Genomic DNA, 17400 nt, shown 5'->3' on the forward strand with positions numbered 1-17400 from the left:
CGGTGCCGGGCCACGGACCGCGGTACGGCATACGGCGGCAGGGCAGTACCACGGCGCTCCGGCACCCGGTCCCGCCGACCAGCCGGAACCGGGCCCGCCGCCTGCCGCGAAGACCGCCGGAGGGCGTGAAGGAAAGCTGTGGCGGCGCTTAAGAAATCCTCGATGGACCGGGGCGCCGCCGTAGGGCAGATTGCTACGCGATTCCACCCCTCACCCCGGACGCGGGCGTCTTCGGCATGCCCGTGCCCGGGGCCCGACCTCAGGAGCCGTAGCGTTGAAAGCGCTGGTGAAGGAGAAGGCGGAGCCCGGGCTGTGGCTCGCGGACGTCCCGGAGCCCGCCGTCGGACCCGGCGACGTACTGATCAAGGTGCTGCGTACCGGCATCTGCGGCACCGACCTGCACATCCGGTCCTGGGACGGGTGGGCGCGGCAGGCGATCCGCACCCCGCTCGTGATCGGGCACGAGTTCGTCGGCGAGGTCGTCGACACCGGGCGGGACGTCGGCGACATCAAGCCGGGCGACCGGGTCAGCGGCGAGGGCCACCTGGTGTGCGGCAGGTGCCGCAACTGTCTGGCCGGGCGGCGGCACCTGTGCCGGGCCACGGTCGGGCTCGGCGTCGGCCGTGACGGCGCGTTCGCCGAGTACGTGGCGCTGCCCGCCGCCAACGTGTGGGTGCACCGCGTCCCGGTCGACCTGGACATCGCCGCGATCTTCGATCCGTTCGGCAACGCCGTCCACACCGCGCTGTCGTTCCCGCTGGTCGGCGAGGACGTCCTGATCACGGGCGCCGGCCCGATCGGGCTGATGGCCGCCGCGGTGGCCCGGCACGCGGGTGCCCGCAACGTCATGATCACCGATGTGAGCGAGGAGCGGCTGGAACTCGCCCGCAAGATCGGCGTGAGCCTCGCGCTCGATGTCTCGCGGGCGACGATCGCCGACGGGCAGCGGGACCTCGGCCTGCGCGAGGGCTTCGACATCGGGCTGGAGATGTCGGGCCGCCCCGAGGCGCTGCGCGACATGATCGCCAACATGACGCACGGCGGCCGGATCGCGATGCTCGGCCTGCCGTCCGAGGAGTTCCCGGTCGACTGGGCCCGGATCGTCACCTCGATGATCACCCTCAAGGGGATCTACGGCCGCGAGATGTTCGAGACCTGGTACGCGATGTCGGTGCTGCTGGAGGGCGGCCTCGACCTGGCCCCCGTGATCACCGGCCGGTACGGCTACCGCGACTTCGAGGCGGCGTTCGCGGACGCGGCGAGCGGCCGCGGCGGCAAGGTCATCCTCGACTGGACCGCGTGACCCGCTTCCCACCCGAGCACCGCGCCCGCCGTCGGCCCGGCCCCGCGCCTCCCGGGCAGACACCGCACCCGCTCCCCGTACGAGCACCCGCACCGCTCTCCGCGCGGCACCCCACACCTCTCTCCGCGCGAGACCCCCGACTCACCCTTCCGTGCCAGGACTTCAGGAGCCTCCCATGTTCGACTCCGTGCGTGACGATCTGCGCGTCACCCTCGACGAGATCCGCGCCGCCGGTCTGCACAAGCCCGAGCGCGTGATCGACAGCCCGCAGTCGGCGACCGTCAACGTGTCCGCGGGCGGCCGTCCCGGCGAGGTCCTCAACTTCTGTGCCAACAACTACCTCGGGCTCGCCGACCACCCCGAGGTGATCGCCGCCGCACACGAGGCCCTGGACCGCTGGGGCTACGGCATGGCGTCCGTGCGCTTCATCTGCGGGACGCAGCAGGTGCACAAGGAGCTGGAGGCGCGCCTGTCGTCCTTCCTCGGCCAGGAGGACACGATCCTCTACTCCTCCTGCTTCGACGCCAACGGCGGTGTGTTCGAGACACTGCTCGGCCCGCAGGACGCGGTCATCTCCGACGCGCTCAACCACGCCTCGATCATCGACGGCATCCGTCTGTCGAAGGCCCGCCGCTTCCGCTACGCCAACCGCGATCTCGCGGACCTGGAACGCCAGTTGAAGGAGGCCACGGAGGGAGGCGCGCGGCGGAAGCTGATCGTCACCGACGGCGTCTTCTCCATGGACGGCTATGTGGCCCCGCTCCGCGAGATCTGCGACCTCGCCGACCGCCACGACGCGATGGTCATGGTCGACGACTCCCACGCGGTCGGCTTCGTCGGTCCCGGCGGGCGCGGCACCCCGGAACTGCACGGCGTGATGGACCGCGTCGACATCATCACCGGCACCCTCGGCAAGGCGCTCGGCGGGGCCTCCGGCGGGTATGTCGCCGCCCGCGCCGAGATCGTCGCGCTGCTGCGCCAGCGCTCACGGCCGTACCTCTTCTCCAACACCCTCGCCCCGGTGATCGCCGCCGCGTCCCTGAAGGTGCTCGACCTACTGGAGTCGGCGGACGACCTGCGCGTGCGGCTGGCCGGGAACACCGCCCTCTTCCGTCGCCGGATGACCGAGGAGGGCTTCGACGTCCTGCCCGGCGACCACGCCATCGCGCCCGTGATGATCGGGGACGCGGCGAGGGCCGGCCGCCTGGCCGAGCTGCTGCTGGAGCGCGGCGTCTACGTGATCGGGTTCTCCTACCCGGTCGTGCCGCAGGACCAGGCCCGGATCCGCGTCCAGCTCTCCGCCGCGCACTCCACCGAGGACGTGCACCGGGCGGTGGACGCGTTCGTCGCGGCGCGGGCGGAGCTGGACGCCTGACCAGGCGGACATATTGCGATAATCGTTCGCATGATCGAAGCGCGGCGGCTCCACATCCTGCGTGCGGTGGCCGACCACCGCACGGTGACGGCGGCTGCCGCCGCGCTGTACCTCACCCCGTCGGCGGTCTCGCAGCAGCTGACGGCCCTGGAGCAGGAGACCGGCCACCGGCTGGTCGAGCGCGGCGCCAAGGGCGTACGGCTGACTCCGGCCGGTGAGATCCTGCTCCGCCACACCCACGCGGTCCTCGCCCAGCTGGAGCGCGCCGGGGCCGAGCTCGCCGCCTACGGTTCGGGCCAGGCGGGCACGGTCACCGTCGCCTCCTTCGCCACCGGCATCGCCCTGGTCGTCGCGCCCGCGGTGACCCGCCTCGCCGGCACGGCGCCCGGTATCCGCATCCGCGTGCAGGACGCCGAGGGGGACGCCAGCCTGCCGATGGTGCTGGACCGGCAGGTCGACGTCGCGGTCGCCGTCGAGTACCGCGGGGCCCCGCGCGCCGACGACCCGCGCCTGGCGCACGTCCCGCTGTACGCCGAGCCCTTCGACGCGGTCGTCCCGGTCAGCCACCGCCTCGCCGACGCCGACGAGGTCCCGCTCGCGGAGCTGGCCAAGGACCCGTGGATCGGCCCCTACCCGGGCAACCCGTGCCACGAGGTGGTCGTCCTCGCCTGTGAGGGCGCCGGTTTCCAGCCTCGCCTCGAACACTCCTCGGACGACTTCCGTGCCGTGGTGGCCCTGGCGTCCGCCGACGTGGGCGTCGCCCTCGTGCCCCGTTCGGCGCTGCGCGGCATGGACCTCACCGGTGTGGTCGTCCGGCCCGTCGACGGTGTCGCGCCCACCCGCCGGGTGTTCGCGGCGGTACGGCGGGGCGCGGAGGAGCATCCCCTGATCCGTCCGGTGCTGGACGCGTTGGAGGCAGCTGCTCCGATGTGACCCGCGAAACCCGTTCGTTTCATTTATGGGATACCGTCCCGGATATGAAACACGCCCTTGGAGGGGGTTCCCTCACCCCGGCTTCGCGCACGGCCACCGTCGACCCCGCAGACCCCGCAGACCCCGCCGACCCTGTCGACACCGTGGACACCCGGCTCGGTGCGCGGCTCGCCGGGCTGCGGGCCGAACGCGGCTGGAGCCTCGGGGAGTTGGCGGAGCGGACCGGAGTGAGCCGGTCCACCCTGTCCCGGGCCGAGCGGGCGGAGATCAGCCCCACCGCCTCCCTCCTGAACCGGCTCTGTCACGTCTACGGCCGGACCATGTCCCAGCTCCTCAGCGAGGTCGAGGCGGAACCGGCGCTGCTGGTACGGGCCGCCGAACAGCCGGTGTGGGAGGACCGGGCCTCCGGTTTCGTACGGCGTTCCGTGTCCCCGCCGCACTCCGGGCTGCGCGGCGAGCTGGTGGAGGGGCGGCTCGCCGCGGGCGCCGACCTCGCGTACGACCGGCCGCCGGTGCCCGGCCTGGAACAGCACGTCTGGGTGCTGTCCGGAGCGCTCGACGTGACCACGCAGGACGTCGAGCACCACCTCGCCACCGGGGACTGCCTGCGGATGCGGGTGTGGGGTCCGACGCGCTTCCGGTGCGCCGGTCAGGAGGCGGCGCGGTACGTGCTGGCGGTGGTGCTGCCGTGATCGTCTCCCGGCTGGACGAAACGCAGCTGAACGCCGCTGTCGAGGAGTTGGCGGACCTGCTGGTCGACACCGTGGACGACGGGGCCTCGGTGGGATTCCTCGCCCCGCTCGACCGCGAGACGGCCCTCGCCTGGTGGGAGGAGCGCGCCGCCGCGGCCGCCGCCGGTCGACTCGCCGTGTGGACGGCGCACGACGGGGACCGGACCGTGGGCACGGTCACGCTGGCCTTCCCCGACAAACCCAACAGCCGCCACCGCGCCGAACTGGTCAAGCTGATGGTGCACCGGGACGCCCGGGGCCAGGGCCTGGGCCGCGGACTCCTGACCGTCGCGGAGCGGGCCGCGGCCGAGGCGGGCGTCACTCTCCTCCACCTGGACACGGAGACCGGCAGCCACGCCGAGCACCTCTACCGCGCGGCCGGCTGGACCAGGGCCGGTGTGATCCCCGACTACGCGGCCGACCCGGCCGGGGCACTGCGGCCGACGACGCTGTACTACAAGCGTGTAGGCGCCCGTACGGATGCCCAGGCGGGCACTCTCACCAGGTGATTGTCAGTGGCAGCCGCTACGGTGCCTGTCATGCCGGATGCCGAAGACGTACGACGGATCGCCCTGTCCCTGCCGGACACGACGGAGAAGACCGCCTGGAGCATGCCCACCTTCCGGGTCGCGGGGAAGATGTTCGCCACGCTGCCCGAGGACGAGACCTCCCTCGCCGTGCGCTGCCCCAAGGAGGAGCGCGACGAACTGGTCCTGGCCGAGCCGGAGAAGTTCTGGATCGCCGGCCACGAGGCCCAGTTCGCCTGGGTACGGGCCCGCCTCGCCGCTTTGGAGGACGAGGACGAACTGCGGGACATCCTCATCGACTCCTGGCGCCAGGCGGCACCCACCGGACTGCTCGACGCCCACCCCGAGTTGGGGTCGCCGGCCGTCGGCTGACCACGCCCCGGCGCCGTCGGCGTGGCCTGGGCCGGGTTCCGCGGGCCGGGACTCCGCGACCGGTCGACGGGCGCCCAGCGGGTTGGCGGACGGCGGCGGACGGCACCGCGTCAAGCCCGATAAACGGGTGCGCGACCATCGACCCGAGTGCGGTATTGTTTCCCTGCGCGTTCGGCCAGGGAAAGCCCAGGTCAGACGGCACCGGGACGTGGCGCAGCTTGGTAGCGCACTTGACTGGGGGTCAAGGGGTCGCAGGTTCAAATCCTGTCGTCCCGACGGTGTTCATCAGCGGGTCCGCCGACTACGGCGGGCCCGCTGACGCGTTCGTCCGACCCGGACCGGCGAGGCGGGCCGCGTTCCGCGGAACGTCGGCATGTCAGGCGGTCGCCGGACTCACGGAACCCGCCGAGCCGCCGCGAGGACCTGCGGGACCGCGTCCTCAGGACGGCGTGGGGGAGTGTCCGGGTCGGGGGCGAGAACACCTGGACCGCGTGGCCCGCGTCGCGGGACACGGCACGCCGAACGGCCGTCCCCGCGGGTATAACCGGACCATGATCTATCACGTCGTACCACTCGCCGACTGGATGACCGATCCCGAGTGCCCCTACGCCCCCGCCTCCCTCGCGGAGGAGGGATTCGTGCACTGCTCGGCCGACGAGCGGACGACCCTGGCCGTCGTCAACGCCTTCTACCGGGACGCGCCCAGGCCGCTGATGGCGCTGGTCCTCGACGAGGAACGGCTCGGTTCCGTGGTGGCGTGGGAGGCGGCGGCGCCCGCCCCGCCGCCCGGGGTCGCCGAGGGAACCCTGTTCCCGCATGTGTTCGGCCCGCTCGACCGCGAGGCCGTCGCGCGGGTCCTGCGCGTCGAGTGGGACGAGAGCGGCCGGGCCGTGGGGTTCACCGAAGCGGACTGACCCGCCCCGGCACCAGAACGCCGGCCGGGGCACCCGCACCGCGAGGCAGGGACGCGGCACCCGCGTCGACACGGTGGCTGCTTCTCCGCCTGGTGGTGTGGGGCCGGTGGAGAAACGCCGTAGGGGCACCGCGCTGCGGCACCATCGACCCGTACCGCACGACGATCCCCAGGAGCCCACCATGGCCCGTTCCGAAGCGCGCGTCGCCACCGACCGCCCGCACCGCTACGCCAAGCAGCTCGCCTCCCACCTCGGCCGCCGCGCCGAGACCAGCTGGGACGAGGACAGCGGCGAGGGCCGGCTGGTCCTCCAGGACGGCACGGGCGCCCTCACCGCGACCGAGGGCGCCCTGCTGCTCTCGGTGGAGTCGCAGGCCGAACACCTCGACCGTCTGGAAGACGTCGTCGGCCGCCATCTGGTCCGCTTCGGCACCAAGGACGAGCTCGTCGTCGAGTGGCGGCGCGACACCGGTGAGCCCGGCACCACACAGCGCAATGACACCGACTGACGGCCCGGCCCGCGGCTGACGGCCCGGGACCGCGGACTCTCAGATCACGCAGCCCATGTGCGCCAGCGCCTGCTTGAGCAGGACTCCGTGGCCGCCCGGCATCTCGCTCTGCACCGCGGGCGACAGCGCCTCCTGCGGGCTGAACCAGACCAGGTCCAGGGCGTCCTGCCGGGGGCGGCAGTCGCCGCTGACCGGCACCACGTAGGCGAGCGACACGGCGTGCTGGCGCGGGTCGTGGTACGGCGTGATGCCCTGGGTCGGGAAGTACTCGGCCACGGTGAAGGGCTGGAGGGAGGCCGGCACGCGGGGCAGGGCGACCGGGCCGAGGTCCTTCTCCAGGTGGCGCAGCAGCGCGTCCCGGACGCGCTCGTGGTGCATCACCCGGCCGGACACCAGGGTCCGGCTGACCGTCCCGTCCGGACCGATGCGGAGCAGGACTCCGATGCTGGTGACTTCACCGCTGTCGTCGACGCGCACGGGCACGGCCTCGACGTACAGGATCGGCATACGGGCGCGCGCGAACTCGAGCTCGTCGGAACTCAGCCAACCGGACGTGGTATCGGTCATGTCAGACATTGCTTGATCATACTTTCCGGACGTGGCGAAAAACGGGTAGACCTGGTGAGCGTTGTCACCCGGGAACCCGTACGGCGATCCGCGGGGCGTGCCGCGCGCTCAGCCCGTTCGCCGGGCCCGCGCGTGGTCGTAGCCCTCCTGGGGCGAGCCCTGGCCGACGTGCCGCCGGGCCGGTGCCCGGCTCAGGGTTTCACCGCCACCGCGCCGAACTGCGGTACCACGACGGGGGACGCGGACTCGGCGCGCCACTGCGAGCACGACACCAGACCGGGCTCCAGCAGGTCCAGACCGTCGAAGAAGGCGGCGATGTCCGCGCGGCTGCGGGCGGTGATCGGCGGGGTGGCGTTCTCGTTCCAGAACCTCATCGCCGACATCTGGCCCTCGCCGCCGAGGTCGGCGTCGAACGTGGGATGCGTGAGGGCCAGATGGCTGCCGGAGGGCAGTGCGGCCATCACGCGGTGGACGATGTCCCGCGCTTTGTCGGTGTCCAGGACGAAGTTCAGGATGCCCAGCATCATCACGGCGACCGGCCGACCGAAGTCCAGGGTCCGCCCGGCGCGTTCGAGGATGGCGTCCGGGTCGTGCACGTCGGCGTCGATGTAGTCGGTGATCCCGTCGGTGGTGCCGGTGAGCAGGGTGCGGGCGTGGACCAGCACGATGGGGTCGTTGTCGACGTAGACGATCCGCGAGTCGGGGGCGATCCGCTGGGCGATCTCGTGGGTGTTGTCGACGGTCGGCAGCCCGGTGCCGATGTCGAGGAACTGCCGCACGCCCTGCTCCTCGGCGAGGAACCGCACCGCGCGGCCCAGGAACCAGCGGTCGGCGCGGGCTATCTCCCGGATGACCGGGAACATCCCGGCCACGTGCTCGCCGACCTGCTGGTCCACCTCGTAGTGGTCCTTGCCGCCGATCCAGTAGTTCCACACGCGGGCGTTGTGTGCCACCCCGGTGTTCAGCCTCGCCGACGTGCCTGAGGGGGTGTGGCTGTCACTCACGTCCGTGCTCCTTGTCGCGCCTTGGCCTTCCTCGGCCCTCGTCGTCATTGTGCCGCCCGAAGATCAGCTCTGTCCCCAAAACCCCCGGCGAAGGGCGGGCGGGCCGGGCCGCGCGCCCTGGGCCCAGGGGGTGGTGCGCTCCCCTTCGACTCCCGCCCCAGGGACGGCCGTCGGGGCGCCCCGGCTCGACCGCCGAGAGCCCGCTGACGGGCGCGTTCCTTGCTACCGGTGAGTACCCCGGGGGTGTGGCGCGCGTGACCCCTGAGGTAAGGTCCCCCCGGTCCGCAACCACGCACAGGCCGCGGACCGCTACGCGCAGTGTCGAAGAGGGCGGCAAATCATGGAAATCCACCTGGTCGACGAAGGGGAGCCGGCGGCGGGAGGGGCGCGGCTGGAGGCGCTGGCACCGGAACCCCTGCTGACCCGGGACTACGAGACGCGCCCCGCGCTCGTCTACGAACGGCTGCGGCAACGGCACGGCCCCGTCGCGCCGGTCGACCTGCTCGGCGTCCCCGCGTGGCTCGTGCTGGGCTACCGCGAGTCGCTTCAGGTGCTGCAGGACGACGCGGCCTGGCCGAAGGGCCTGGAGAACTGGCGGGCCCGGTCGGAGGGCCGGGTCCCCGCCGACTGGCCGCTCGGCCCCTCCCTCGAGGTCAACCACGTACTGATCCAGGGCGGTCCGGGCTACCGCCCGCTGCGCACCGCCTGGGACGTCGCCCTGCGACCGTTCCAGGACCCGCGCCACCCCCAGGCCAAGCGGCTGAAAGCGGCCGTCACGGTCTACGCCGACGAGCTGATCACCCTGCTCGCGCAGGGCGGTGGCACCGGCATGGCCGACCTGTCGGCACAGTTCTCCCGCCCGCTCCCGCTGATGGCGGCGAGCCACCTGCTCGGCTTCCCCGGATCGCAGGGCGACGACGCCCTGATGGACATGTGGCGCGTGCTGGACGCGGGCCCGGACGCGGAACCCGCCCTGGACCGCCTGCTGGGGACGCTCACGGAGCTGGCCGCCGCCAAGGTCGAGCGACCGGGGAACGACTTCCCCTCCCACCTGCTGGCCGCCCACCCGGACCTCTCGGTCGACGAGCTGGCCCGGGAGCTGTTCATGCTGCTCGGCATGACCTCCGACCACGTCGGCATCCTCATCTCCAACACCGTGGTCGAGGTGATCTCCGGCGAGCGCGAGGGCGGGGTGCGTACCGCCCTGTCCGCCGGGATGATCCGGGAGACCATGAACCGGGTGGTCATGCGCAAGCCGCCCCTGGTCAACTTCGTGCCGAGGTTCGCGGCCGAGGACACCCGGCTCGGGCACTACACCATCCACGCCGGCGACCCGGTGTGGGTCTCCTCCGCCGCCGCGCACGCGGACCCGCTCTTCGCCGGACAGATGGCGCCGGGCTCCTCCACCATCAGCAGCCGGGCGCACCTGTCGTGGGGCGCGGGGCCCCGCCAGTGCCCCGCCCGCGAGCTGGCGTCGACGATCGCCTCGGCGGGCGTGAGCCGCCTCTTCGAACGGTTCGGGCATCTGGAGCTCGCCCTCCCGGTCGACCAACTGCCGTGGCGTTCCTCGCCGTTCATGCGGGGACTGCGCTCGCTGCCGGTGCGTTACGAACTGGCCGAGCGGCCGGTGCCGGTGGTGCCGCTGCGCGAGGAGACCGCGAGCCCCGCGGCCGACGTACCGGACCTGGCCGCCAAGCGGCGGTCGTCGCTGTGGCGGTACCTGACGGGCCTCATCCGCTCGGGCGGCTGAGCCGCGGCGTCACGCCGTGCGGCCGGACGGCCGTCATGGTGAGGGTTTCGCCTGTCCGTTCCGCCACGCCAGGCCGCGATCTCCACGCGGTTCCGGCGTCCGCTTCAGCCACGCCGGACAGGCGCGTCCTGATCGTGCAGAGGGAGATGTACGGCTCGGCGGCGATCTCGGCGTCGGTGCGGCCGAGGGCGACCGGGCGGACCACGTCGAGCTCCCGGTCGGTGAGGGACTCGGTGAGTGGCGCGGGGCGGGCGGCGGAGGAACCGGTTCCACCCTCGCCCGTGGCGCGGGGGGCCTCGCCTCGCCGTACGGCCACCGTCGGCGGGCACCCACGGCCGTTCGCCGTTCGCCGTTCGGCCGGTCCGCCGCCGTGGGCGCCGCGATGTGTCGGCGCCGTCGAGCGCGGCCCCGCCGGCGGCACCGTCGGCTCCCGGGGCCGGGCGTCCGCTGCTGGGTCAGGGCTTGACGCCGACCCCGCCGTACAGCGACACGGGGCCTTCCCCGTCGGGGGACACGCCGTCCGGGCCGGGTTCGGGATGCCAGTGGGCCACCGACACGACCCCCGGCTCCATCAGGTCGAGGCCCGTGAAGAAGCCGCCCACTTCGGCCTGCGAGCGGGCCACGAGCGTCACCCCGCCCGCCGCGTAGGCGGCGATGCCCCGCCGGACCTGTTCCGGCTCGAAGTCGGCGGTCATCGCGGACAGGGCCAGGCAACTGCCCGACGCCAGCGCGTCGACGAGGGTGGCCACGATGTCGTACGCGCCGTCCTCGTCCGCGACGAAGTGCAGCAGGGCGATGAGGGACAGGGCGACGGGCCGGTCGAAGTCCAGGATGCGGCGGGCCTGTTCGAGGATGAGGTCCGGTTCGCGCGCGTCCGCCTGGAGGTACCGCGTCTCGCCCTCGGGGGTGCCGCGCAGCAGGGCCTCGGCGTGGGCGAGGACGATCGGGTCGTTGTCGACGTAGACGATGCGGGCGTCCGGGGCGACCGACTGGGCGACCTGGTGGAGATTGGGCTCGGTGGGTATGCCGGTGCCGATGTCCAGGAACTGGCGGATTCCCGCCTCCTGGGCGACTCGGCGCGTGGCCCGCCGCATGAACCGGCGGTTGGCGCGGGCCGCTCGCGGGGCGCCCCCGTCGGTGGACATGATCTGCCGACCGAGCGCCTCGTCGACCGGGTAGTTGTCCTTGCCGCCGAGGAACCAGTCGTAGACCCGGGCCGGGTGCGGTGTCGTGGTGTCGATCCGGTCGGTGGCCGCGGCCCGGTGCGTGTCCGAGCCCCGGGTGCCGGATCTCCGCGTGTCGGGTGCCCGCTCGTCGGTTCCCCGCTTGTCGGTTCCGTTCGTCCCGTACCGGTCGACGGTCGGCTCGGTGCCGGGCACGCGGTGCTCCTTCTGCTCGACTGGCCTGCGCGGTGACGGCAGGACGTGCGAGCAGTCTGGCACGATCACGCGGGTGGGCGGAGACGGTCTTCGGCCACCTGCCGATCCGGCGCCGAAGTGCCAACAGGGTGGCGGGGGAGACGAGTTGGTGGTCGCGACCAGTTCGGCGCTGCCGCCCGCTCCGGGGCCCTCGGCGGATCGAACCGAACCGTTCGGCCGGGCGGACAGACGGGGGTTCGGGATCGTGCGGACTTGAGCGGGAGCGGGGAGCGGGGTGCCCGGCTCCTCGGCCGGACGTCCGCCCCTGCTCCTCCGTCCGCGTCCGCTGCGTCCGCGTCAAAGGCGTGCGCGCGCGACGCGCACGCGCTCCTGATCGCTCACGGCCTGAGCGGATCGTGGCCGATCGTCATCAGACGCTGTCGCCGGCGCGTCTCCTCGGCCTCGGGTTCGTTCTCCACGTCCGCCTGCTCGGTGACGGTGTCCACGACCTCGTACATCACGCTGATGTCGTCGTCGGTGAGGTCCGTGCGCCGCTTCTGCAGGATCGCCAGGACGTGCTGCCCCGTGGGGGTGCCCGCGTGCTCCGGCAGCGGTTCCGCATTCTCGTCGGCCTCGCTGACCCGCAGCCAGGCGGCCAGTTCCTGCGAGGTCATGTTCACCGCGCGGTGGAAGTCCTCCCACAGCGCGTCGAGTTCGAGGGCGTCGGTCATCGCTTGCCCCTCCTGTCCGTACGGGTTCTCGGCCGGGCGCCGCTCAGGCGTCCCTGGGCCAGTTCTCCGCGTCGAACATCCAGCGCTGCTTCTCCAGCTCGGCGGTGATCGAGATCAGCAGGTCCTGGGTGACCGGGTCGGCCTCGTCGGTCGCCCCGATGCGCTCGCGCAGCCGCCCGATGGCGGCGTCCAGGGATTCGACCAGCACTCCGACGACGTCGGTGTCCCGCACCCAGCCGTCCTTCGGGCTCGGCAGGGTGAACGCCGACGCGATGGTCTCCGGCCGGCCGTCGGGCGGCAGGCCGAGCGCGGCCGAGCGCTCCGCCACGGTGTCGGAGAACTCGCGGGCGGCCGTCACGACCTCGTCGAGTTGCAGGTGGATCGAGCGGAAGCGCGGACCCACGAGGTTCCAGTGGGCCTGCTTCCCGATCAGGGAGAGCCCGATCAGATCGACCAGGGTGCTCTGCAGAGCGTCCGCGACCACCTGTCGGGCCGATTCGGGAATCGTGCTCTTCATGACAGTCATACGATGCTTCCCCTTCTGGCGTCCTGTCCGGCGGTACGGAGCAGCGCGTCCCGTTCCTGCTCACCGGTCCCGCCCCACACGCCCGAGGTCTGTCCCATGTCCAGTGCGAAGGCAAGACAGTGGGCGCTGACCGGGCAGCGGGCACAGACGCGTTTGGCGGCCGCGATGTCCCGCAGCGCCGGTCCGGTCGTGCCCACGGGGAAGAACAGCTCGGGGTCCTCTCCGACGCAGGCGGCACGGCGCAACCACTCCATGGCAGCGCGGGTGCCCAGGGCGAACTGGTGCAAACACCAGGCACCGCCGCCTCAGGTGTGTCGTCTCAGCTTGTGAGCACCTCGTCCAGGAAGCGGGTCACGTCCGCGAAGACCCGCTCGCGGTCGGTCTCGTGGAACACCTCGTGCCGGGCGCCCGGGCGGATCCGCTCGGTCAGCCGGCCCCCGCTCAACGCCTCGACACCGGCCCGGCTCCCGGCGAGCGGCACCAGTCGGTCGTCCTCGCCGTGCAGCCACAGCAGCGGCAGGGTGCCCACGTCCCCGCCCCTGGACACGGTCTCCAGGGTCCGTACGAACGCCTGCGCCGTCGGCCGCTTCATCGGTCCGTGCCACACCAGCGGATCAGCCGCGTACGCCGCCCCGACCGCCGGATCGCGGGAGAGCGCGGCCGGGCTGACGGGGATGTCGGGGATCTCGTCGAGCGCCAGCAGTCGCCCCGGCAGCTCCCACGCGCCGATCACCGGCCCGGACAGCACCAGCGCGGCGAGCGTGTCGCCGTACCGCTGGGCGTAGCGGGCCGCGATCAGGCCGCCCATCGAGTGCCCGATCATCACCACCGGCAGGGCCGGACGGGCGGCTCGGGCGAACGCGGCCACCGTGTGCACGTCGGTGACCACGTCCTCGAAGTCCTCGATCAGCACCCGCTCGCCCGCCGACCGCCCGTGTCCCATGTGGTCGGACCCGAACACGGCCGCTCCGTGCCGCACCAGGACCTCGGCGACCTGCTCGTAGCGGCCGACGTGCTCGCCGTAGCCGTGGACGACGAGGGCGACGTACCCGGGCCGCTCGGCCGGCCACTCCCGTGCGCTGATCGGGCCCCGGGTTCCGGGCAGGACGTGCTCACGGGAGTCGGCCATGTCTCCTCCTGCTGGGGCGGTGCGGGTCCCCGGGATCTTCCCAGGCGGCCGGCGGTGGGTCCACAGTCAGAAACTAGCAGCGCTAATCAAAACCCCCCGCCCACCCGCCCACCGATCTTTCGCACGCCCCGAGTGTGCCGCACCCCACTGACAGGGCGAACACCGCGTCCACCGGCTCACGCAGCACCGCCCGCGTGCACACGGGCCACCTGGCGAGACGCTCCTTACGGGCCAGGTCCCCCGCACATAGCATCGGTGTTCGCATGAACACCATGACCCTCTGGCACATCACCGGCTGGGAGTTCGCCGCCCTCGCCTGCGCCGCCCTGCTCGTCGGCTTCTCCAAGACCGCCGTGAGCGGGGCCAACACGGTCAGCCTGGCGATCTTCGCGGCCGTCCTGCCCGCCCGCGCCTCCACCGGCGTCCTGTTGCCGGTGCTGATCGCCGGGGACGTGCTCGCCGTGCTCACCTACCGCCGGCACGCCCACTGGCCCACGCTGTGGAAGCTGTTCCCGGCGGTCGCGGTGGGCGTGGTCGCCGGCACGCTGTTCCTGATGTGGGCGGACGACGGGATCGTCCGGACGTCGATCGGCGCGATCCTGCTGCTGATGGCCGGGGTGACGGTGTGGCGCCGCCGCACGGCCGACGCGGAGGAGGAGCCGGACACGGTCGCCAGCCGGACGGGCCGGGTCAAGGCCCGCTCGTACGGCGTTCTCGGTGGCTTCACCACGATGGTCGCCAACGCGGGCGGCCCGGTGATGTCGATGTATCTCCTCTCCGCGGGCTTCCGCAAGCTCGGCTTCCTCGGTACCTCCGCCTTCTTCTTCCTCATCGTCAACGTGTCCAAGGTGCCCTTCAGCGTCGGCCTCGGGCTGATCGACGGCCGCTCGCTGCTCCTCGACGCGGCGCTCGTGGCGTTCGTCGTGCCCGGCGCCTTCCTCGGCAAGTGGGCTGTGAGCAGGATCAACCAGCAGCTGTTCGAGCGGCTGGTGATCGCCGCGACGGTGGTGGGCGGCGTGCAGCTCCTGATCCGCTGAGCGGTTCGGGCCCGGAACTCCCGCGCCCCGCGCCCCGTTCCGGGCGACGCCCGCCGTGGGCACCTCGTAGGCTCTCGCCATGTCCACGCACATCCTCATCCTCGGCGGCACCGCCGAGGCCCGGGAGCTGGCCGCCGTGCTCGGGGCGCGCCCCGGTGTCCGCGTCACCACCTCGCTCGCCGGACGCGTGGCACGGCCGGGGGCGATCACGGGGGACGTACGCGTCGGAGGTTTCGGCGGAGCGGACGGACTGGCCGGGTGGCTGCGCGAGCAGCGCGTGGACGCGCTCGTCGACGCCACCCACCCCTTCGCCGAGTCGATCACGGCGAACGCGGCCCGCGCCGCGACGGCGACCGGCGTCCCGTCGGTGGTGCTGCGCCGCCCCGGCTGGCGGCCCGGCCCCGGCGACCGCTGGCACCCGGTCGCCTCCCTGGACGCCGCCGCGCGGCTGCTGCCCCAGCTCGGCCGGCGGGTGTTCCTGACCACGGGGCGCCTGGGCCTGGCCGCCTTCGCCCGTCTCACGGACCTGCACTTCGTCGTGCGGTCGGTGGAACCGCCCGGGCCGCCGATGCCGTCGCACACCGAGGTGCTCCTGGCCCGCGGTCCGTTCACGGTCGCCGACGAGTCGGCACTGCTGTCCGCGCACCGCGTCGACGTCCTGGTGACCAAGGACAGCGGCGGGCAGGCGACGGCCGCCAAACTCACGGCCGCGCGCGAGCTGGGCCTGCCGGTCGTGGTCGTACGACGGCCGCCCCTGCCCGAGGGCGTGACCGCGGTGGCCGATGTGACGGGGGTCCTGACGCGGCTCGGCATCACCCCCGTGTGACCGAGGTCGGCGTGCCGTACCCGTTCTCCCAGCCGGGCGGGCACCCCGGTCTGCTCCACGACGGTCACGCGGTCACCCTCAGGCCCGCGGATCACGCACGCGTCAGGGAACGGTCCGCACCACTGTCCCGACCCGCGCCGCGTCAGTCCTGGGAGTGTCTGCGCAGCAGGTACGTGTCCATGATCCAGCCCTTGCGCTCCCGGGCCTCGGCGCGCAGCCGTTCGATGCGTGGCGCGGCCTCGGCGATCGGACCGGCGGCGAGGATCTCGTCCGGTGTGCCGATGTAGGCGCCCCAGTAGATGTCGATGTCCTGGTCGGCGTACTTCCGGAAGGTCTGGTGGGCGTCGAGCATCACCACCACGTCGTCCACGCCCTCCGGGAAGCCCTCGGCCAGCCGCCGCCCGGTGGTGATCTGCACCGGCCGGGCGACCCGGTTCAGTCCGGTCCGGTGCCGGGCGACCAGCGCCGAGACACTGCTGATCCCGGGCACGACGTCGTACGTGAACGCGACGGTGCCCCGGGCGAGGATCTCGTCCAGGATCCCGATCGTGCTGTCGTACAGCGAGGGGTCCCCCCACACCAGGAACGCGCCGCTCGCTTCCTCGTCCAGTTCCTCGGCGATCAGCCGCGCGTAGATCTCCGCGCGGGCGCTGCGCCAGTCGCCGACGGCGGGGGAGTACGCGGCGCCGCCCGCGGCCCGGTCGCGCTCCGGATCACGTGCCTCGACCACGCGGTACGTCCCCTCGGGGACATGCGCGTCGAGCATGTCCCGGCGCAGCCGCACCAGGTCCGCCTTCGCCTCGCCCTTGTCCAGGACGAAGAAGACGTCCGTGTTCCGCAGCGCCCTGACCGCCTGCAAGGTCAGCTGGTCGGGGTCGCCCGCGCCGATACCGATGACATGAATCTTTCGCACGCCCCGAGTCTGCCGCACCCCACGGACAGCGCGAACACCGCGTCCACCGCCTCACGCCGCGGCGGAGCCGACGGCGCCCCGAGGACGGTGGCCGTGTGCCCGGTCCGCCGGTCACCGGCGCCCCGAGGACGGGCGGTGTCCGGGCGGGCGGGAGCGCTCGGTGCCCACGAGGCCCAGGGGTTCCCTGCTCACGACGCCCAGGAGGTCTTCCTGCTCACGACGCCCAGGAGGTCCCTGCTCACGACGCCCTCCGGGACCGGGCCACGAGGTCTTCCGGGCAGCAGTTACGAAGCTTCGGTTCCCCGTAGTCTCGGCGCCCCCGCCGCCGCGTCCACGCTCGTGCCGTCCCGCTCCACGCGCTCCGCCAGGTCGCGCGCCCACCGCGTCAGTCCCGTCAGATCCATGTCGTACGGCCGCCCCCGTCCCGTGGCCGACGCCCAGTCCGCCAGCGCTCCCGCGCCGCGTCGCAGCAGGCGGGCGCCGCCCGTGATGTTGCCGCGGGCCGCGTGGGTGAGCCCCACGGCGAGCTGGGCGAGCCCGCGCCACAGCTCCCGTTCCTCCTCGGGCCCCGACTTCCAGGCGTCCTCGAACACCTCGTGCGCGTGGAACGGCCTCCCCGCGTCCAGCAGCTCCTGCGCCTCCGCGACGCTCTCCCGCGGCGCGCGGACGATGCCCTCGGGCTGCCGGGCGACACCCTCCGTGCCGTACGGCAACGGCCGCCCCAGCCCGTCCCGGGGCCGGGCGTTGCGGGCCCGCCCCTCGTCGTCCCGGTCCCGCGCGCCGACCTGTCGTCCTGCGGATGCACTGCCCATACGCCGATTGTCCCGCGCCGGGCGCCGTCGGCCACGACCGCCCCGGGCCCGCCTTCGAGAGGGCCTCCGACGTGCGGTAAAGTT

At 72.9% G+C, this 17400-nt stretch carries 21 protein-coding genes and 1 tRNA gene; 12 read left to right on the forward strand and 10 right to left on the reverse strand.

Annotated features, from left to right (window positions below; translation table 11 throughout):
* The first annotated feature begins 274 nt into the window (after positions 1 to 274).
* The 9 genes from tdh to QQS16_RS34135 all read left to right on the forward strand — a co-directional run bounded on the left by tdh (position 275) and on the right by QQS16_RS34135 (position 6663).
* Positions 275 to 1303: an L-threonine 3-dehydrogenase gene (gene tdh, locus QQS16_RS34095; protein ID WP_286065908.1), complete on the forward strand. Its 1029-nt coding sequence runs from the start codon at positions 275 to 277 to the stop codon at positions 1301 to 1303.
* A gap of 175 nt (positions 1304 to 1478) precedes the next feature.
* Positions 1479 to 2678 (forward strand): glycine C-acetyltransferase, encoded by a 1200-nt coding sequence (locus QQS16_RS34100; protein WP_286065909.1) that lies wholly within the window; start codon positions 1479 to 1481, stop codon positions 2676 to 2678.
* A 30-nt stretch (positions 2679 to 2708) separates the two neighbouring features.
* Entirely contained in the window at positions 2709 to 3611 is a 903-nt protein-coding gene (locus tag QQS16_RS34105; RefSeq protein ID WP_286065910.1) for a LysR family transcriptional regulator, read from the forward strand.
* A gap of 44 nt (positions 3612 to 3655) precedes the next feature.
* Positions 3656 to 4303: a helix-turn-helix domain-containing protein gene (locus tag QQS16_RS34110; RefSeq protein ID WP_502963871.1), complete on the forward strand. Its 648-nt coding sequence runs from the start codon at positions 3656 to 3658 to the stop codon at positions 4301 to 4303.
* Positions 4300 to 4851 carry a GNAT family N-acetyltransferase gene (locus QQS16_RS34115; RefSeq protein ID WP_286065911.1) on the forward strand — a complete coding sequence of 184 codons (552 nt, stop codon included), beginning with the start codon at positions 4300 to 4302 and terminating at the stop codon, positions 4849 to 4851. Before QQS16_RS34110 ends, QQS16_RS34115 begins: the two co-directional genes overlap by 4 nt.
* A 30-nt stretch (positions 4852 to 4881) precedes the next feature.
* Positions 4882 to 5241 (forward strand): MmcQ/YjbR family DNA-binding protein, encoded by a 360-nt coding sequence (locus tag QQS16_RS34120; RefSeq protein ID WP_286065912.1) that lies wholly within the window; start codon positions 4882 to 4884, stop codon positions 5239 to 5241.
* A gap of 202 nt (positions 5242 to 5443) precedes the next feature.
* A tRNA-Pro gene (locus QQS16_RS34125) sits at positions 5444 to 5517 on the forward strand.
* A gap of 275 nt (positions 5518 to 5792) precedes the next feature.
* Positions 5793 to 6155 (forward strand): DUF952 domain-containing protein, encoded by a 363-nt coding sequence (locus tag QQS16_RS34130; protein WP_286065913.1) that lies wholly within the window; start codon positions 5793 to 5795, stop codon positions 6153 to 6155.
* A gap of 181 nt (positions 6156 to 6336) precedes the next feature.
* Positions 6337 to 6663, forward strand: coding sequence for a DUF2218 domain-containing protein (locus QQS16_RS34135; RefSeq protein WP_286065914.1), 327 nt, complete (start codon positions 6337 to 6339; stop codon positions 6661 to 6663).
* Between the two features lie 39 nt (positions 6664 to 6702).
* Here QQS16_RS34135 and QQS16_RS34140 read toward each other — a convergent pair whose 3' ends face one another.
* Together QQS16_RS34140 and QQS16_RS34145 are read right to left on the reverse strand one after the other, a co-directional pair.
* The gene (locus QQS16_RS34140) at positions 6703 to 7230 is read right to left on the reverse strand and encodes an NUDIX hydrolase family protein (protein ID WP_286066550.1); all 528 of its coding nucleotides are present in this window, start codon (positions 7228 to 7230) and stop codon (positions 6703 to 6705) included.
* 191 nt (positions 7231 to 7421) lie between these two features.
* Entirely contained in the window at positions 7422 to 8234 is an 813-nt protein-coding gene (locus tag QQS16_RS34145) for an SAM-dependent methyltransferase (RefSeq protein ID WP_286065915.1), read from the reverse strand.
* A gap of 340 nt (positions 8235 to 8574) precedes the next feature.
* Here QQS16_RS34145 and QQS16_RS34150 point away from each other — a divergent pair, with 340 nt between their 5' ends.
* Positions 8575 to 9984, forward strand: a complete 1410-nt coding sequence (locus tag QQS16_RS34150; protein ID WP_286065916.1) for a cytochrome P450 — start codon at positions 8575 to 8577, stop codon at positions 9982 to 9984.
* On the opposite strand, the gene QQS16_RS43625 is transcribed toward QQS16_RS34150, so the two are convergent.
* From QQS16_RS43625 to QQS16_RS34180, 6 genes are all read right to left on the reverse strand, one after another.
* Positions 9965 to 10300 carry a helix-turn-helix domain-containing protein gene (locus QQS16_RS43625; RefSeq protein WP_353479713.1) on the reverse strand — a complete coding sequence of 112 codons (336 nt, stop codon included), beginning with the start codon at positions 10298 to 10300 and terminating at the stop codon, positions 9965 to 9967. The two genes, QQS16_RS34150 and QQS16_RS43625, sit on opposite strands and share 20 nt — an antisense overlap.
* Positions 10301 to 10439: 139 nt before the next feature.
* The gene (locus tag QQS16_RS34160; protein WP_286066551.1) at positions 10440 to 11225 is read right to left on the reverse strand and encodes an SAM-dependent methyltransferase; all 786 of its coding nucleotides are present in this window, start codon (positions 11223 to 11225) and stop codon (positions 10440 to 10442) included.
* 515 nt (positions 11226 to 11740) lie between these two features.
* Positions 11741 to 12073 (reverse strand): DUF3140 domain-containing protein, encoded by a 333-nt coding sequence (locus tag QQS16_RS34165; protein ID WP_286065917.1) that lies wholly within the window; start codon positions 12071 to 12073, stop codon positions 11741 to 11743.
* 43 nt (positions 12074 to 12116) lie between these two features.
* Positions 12117 to 12599, reverse strand: coding sequence for a Dps family protein (locus tag QQS16_RS34170; protein WP_286065918.1), 483 nt, complete (start codon positions 12597 to 12599; stop codon positions 12117 to 12119).
* A complete protein-coding gene (locus tag QQS16_RS34175) occupies positions 12596 to 12886 on the reverse strand; it encodes a WhiB family transcriptional regulator (protein WP_502963872.1) in 291 nt (96 codons plus the stop codon). Before QQS16_RS34175 ends, QQS16_RS34170 begins: the two co-directional genes overlap by 4 nt.
* A 32-nt stretch (positions 12887 to 12918) precedes the next feature.
* Entirely contained in the window at positions 12919 to 13728 is an 810-nt protein-coding gene (locus QQS16_RS34180) for an alpha/beta hydrolase (RefSeq protein WP_286065919.1), read from the reverse strand.
* A 263-nt stretch (positions 13729 to 13991) separates the two neighbouring features.
* Here QQS16_RS34180 and QQS16_RS34185 point away from each other — a divergent pair, with 263 nt between their 5' ends.
* The gene (locus tag QQS16_RS34185) at positions 13992 to 14765 is read left to right on the forward strand and encodes a sulfite exporter TauE/SafE family protein (RefSeq protein WP_286065920.1); all 774 of its coding nucleotides are present in this window, start codon (positions 13992 to 13994) and stop codon (positions 14763 to 14765) included.
* A gap of 79 nt (positions 14766 to 14844) precedes the next feature.
* Positions 14845 to 15591, forward strand: coding sequence for a cobalt-precorrin-6A reductase (locus QQS16_RS34190; RefSeq protein WP_286065921.1), 747 nt, complete (start codon positions 14845 to 14847; stop codon positions 15589 to 15591).
* Between the two features lie 142 nt (positions 15592 to 15733).
* Here the strand turns inward: QQS16_RS34190 and cobF are convergent, their stop codons facing one another.
* Both cobF and QQS16_RS34200 read right to left on the reverse strand, forming a co-directional pair.
* Positions 15734 to 16504, reverse strand: a complete 771-nt coding sequence (gene cobF / locus QQS16_RS34195; protein WP_286065922.1) for a precorrin-6A synthase (deacetylating) — start codon at positions 16502 to 16504, stop codon at positions 15734 to 15736.
* A 284-nt stretch (positions 16505 to 16788) separates the two neighbouring features.
* A complete protein-coding gene (locus tag QQS16_RS34200) occupies positions 16789 to 17316 on the reverse strand; it encodes a DUF309 domain-containing protein (protein WP_286065923.1) in 528 nt (175 codons plus the stop codon).
* Between the last annotated feature and the right edge of the window lie 84 nt (positions 17317 to 17400).

Source organism: Streptomyces sp. ALI-76-A (assembly GCF_030287445.1).
Lineage (GTDB): Bacteria > Actinomycetota > Actinomycetes > Streptomycetales > Streptomycetaceae > Streptomyces.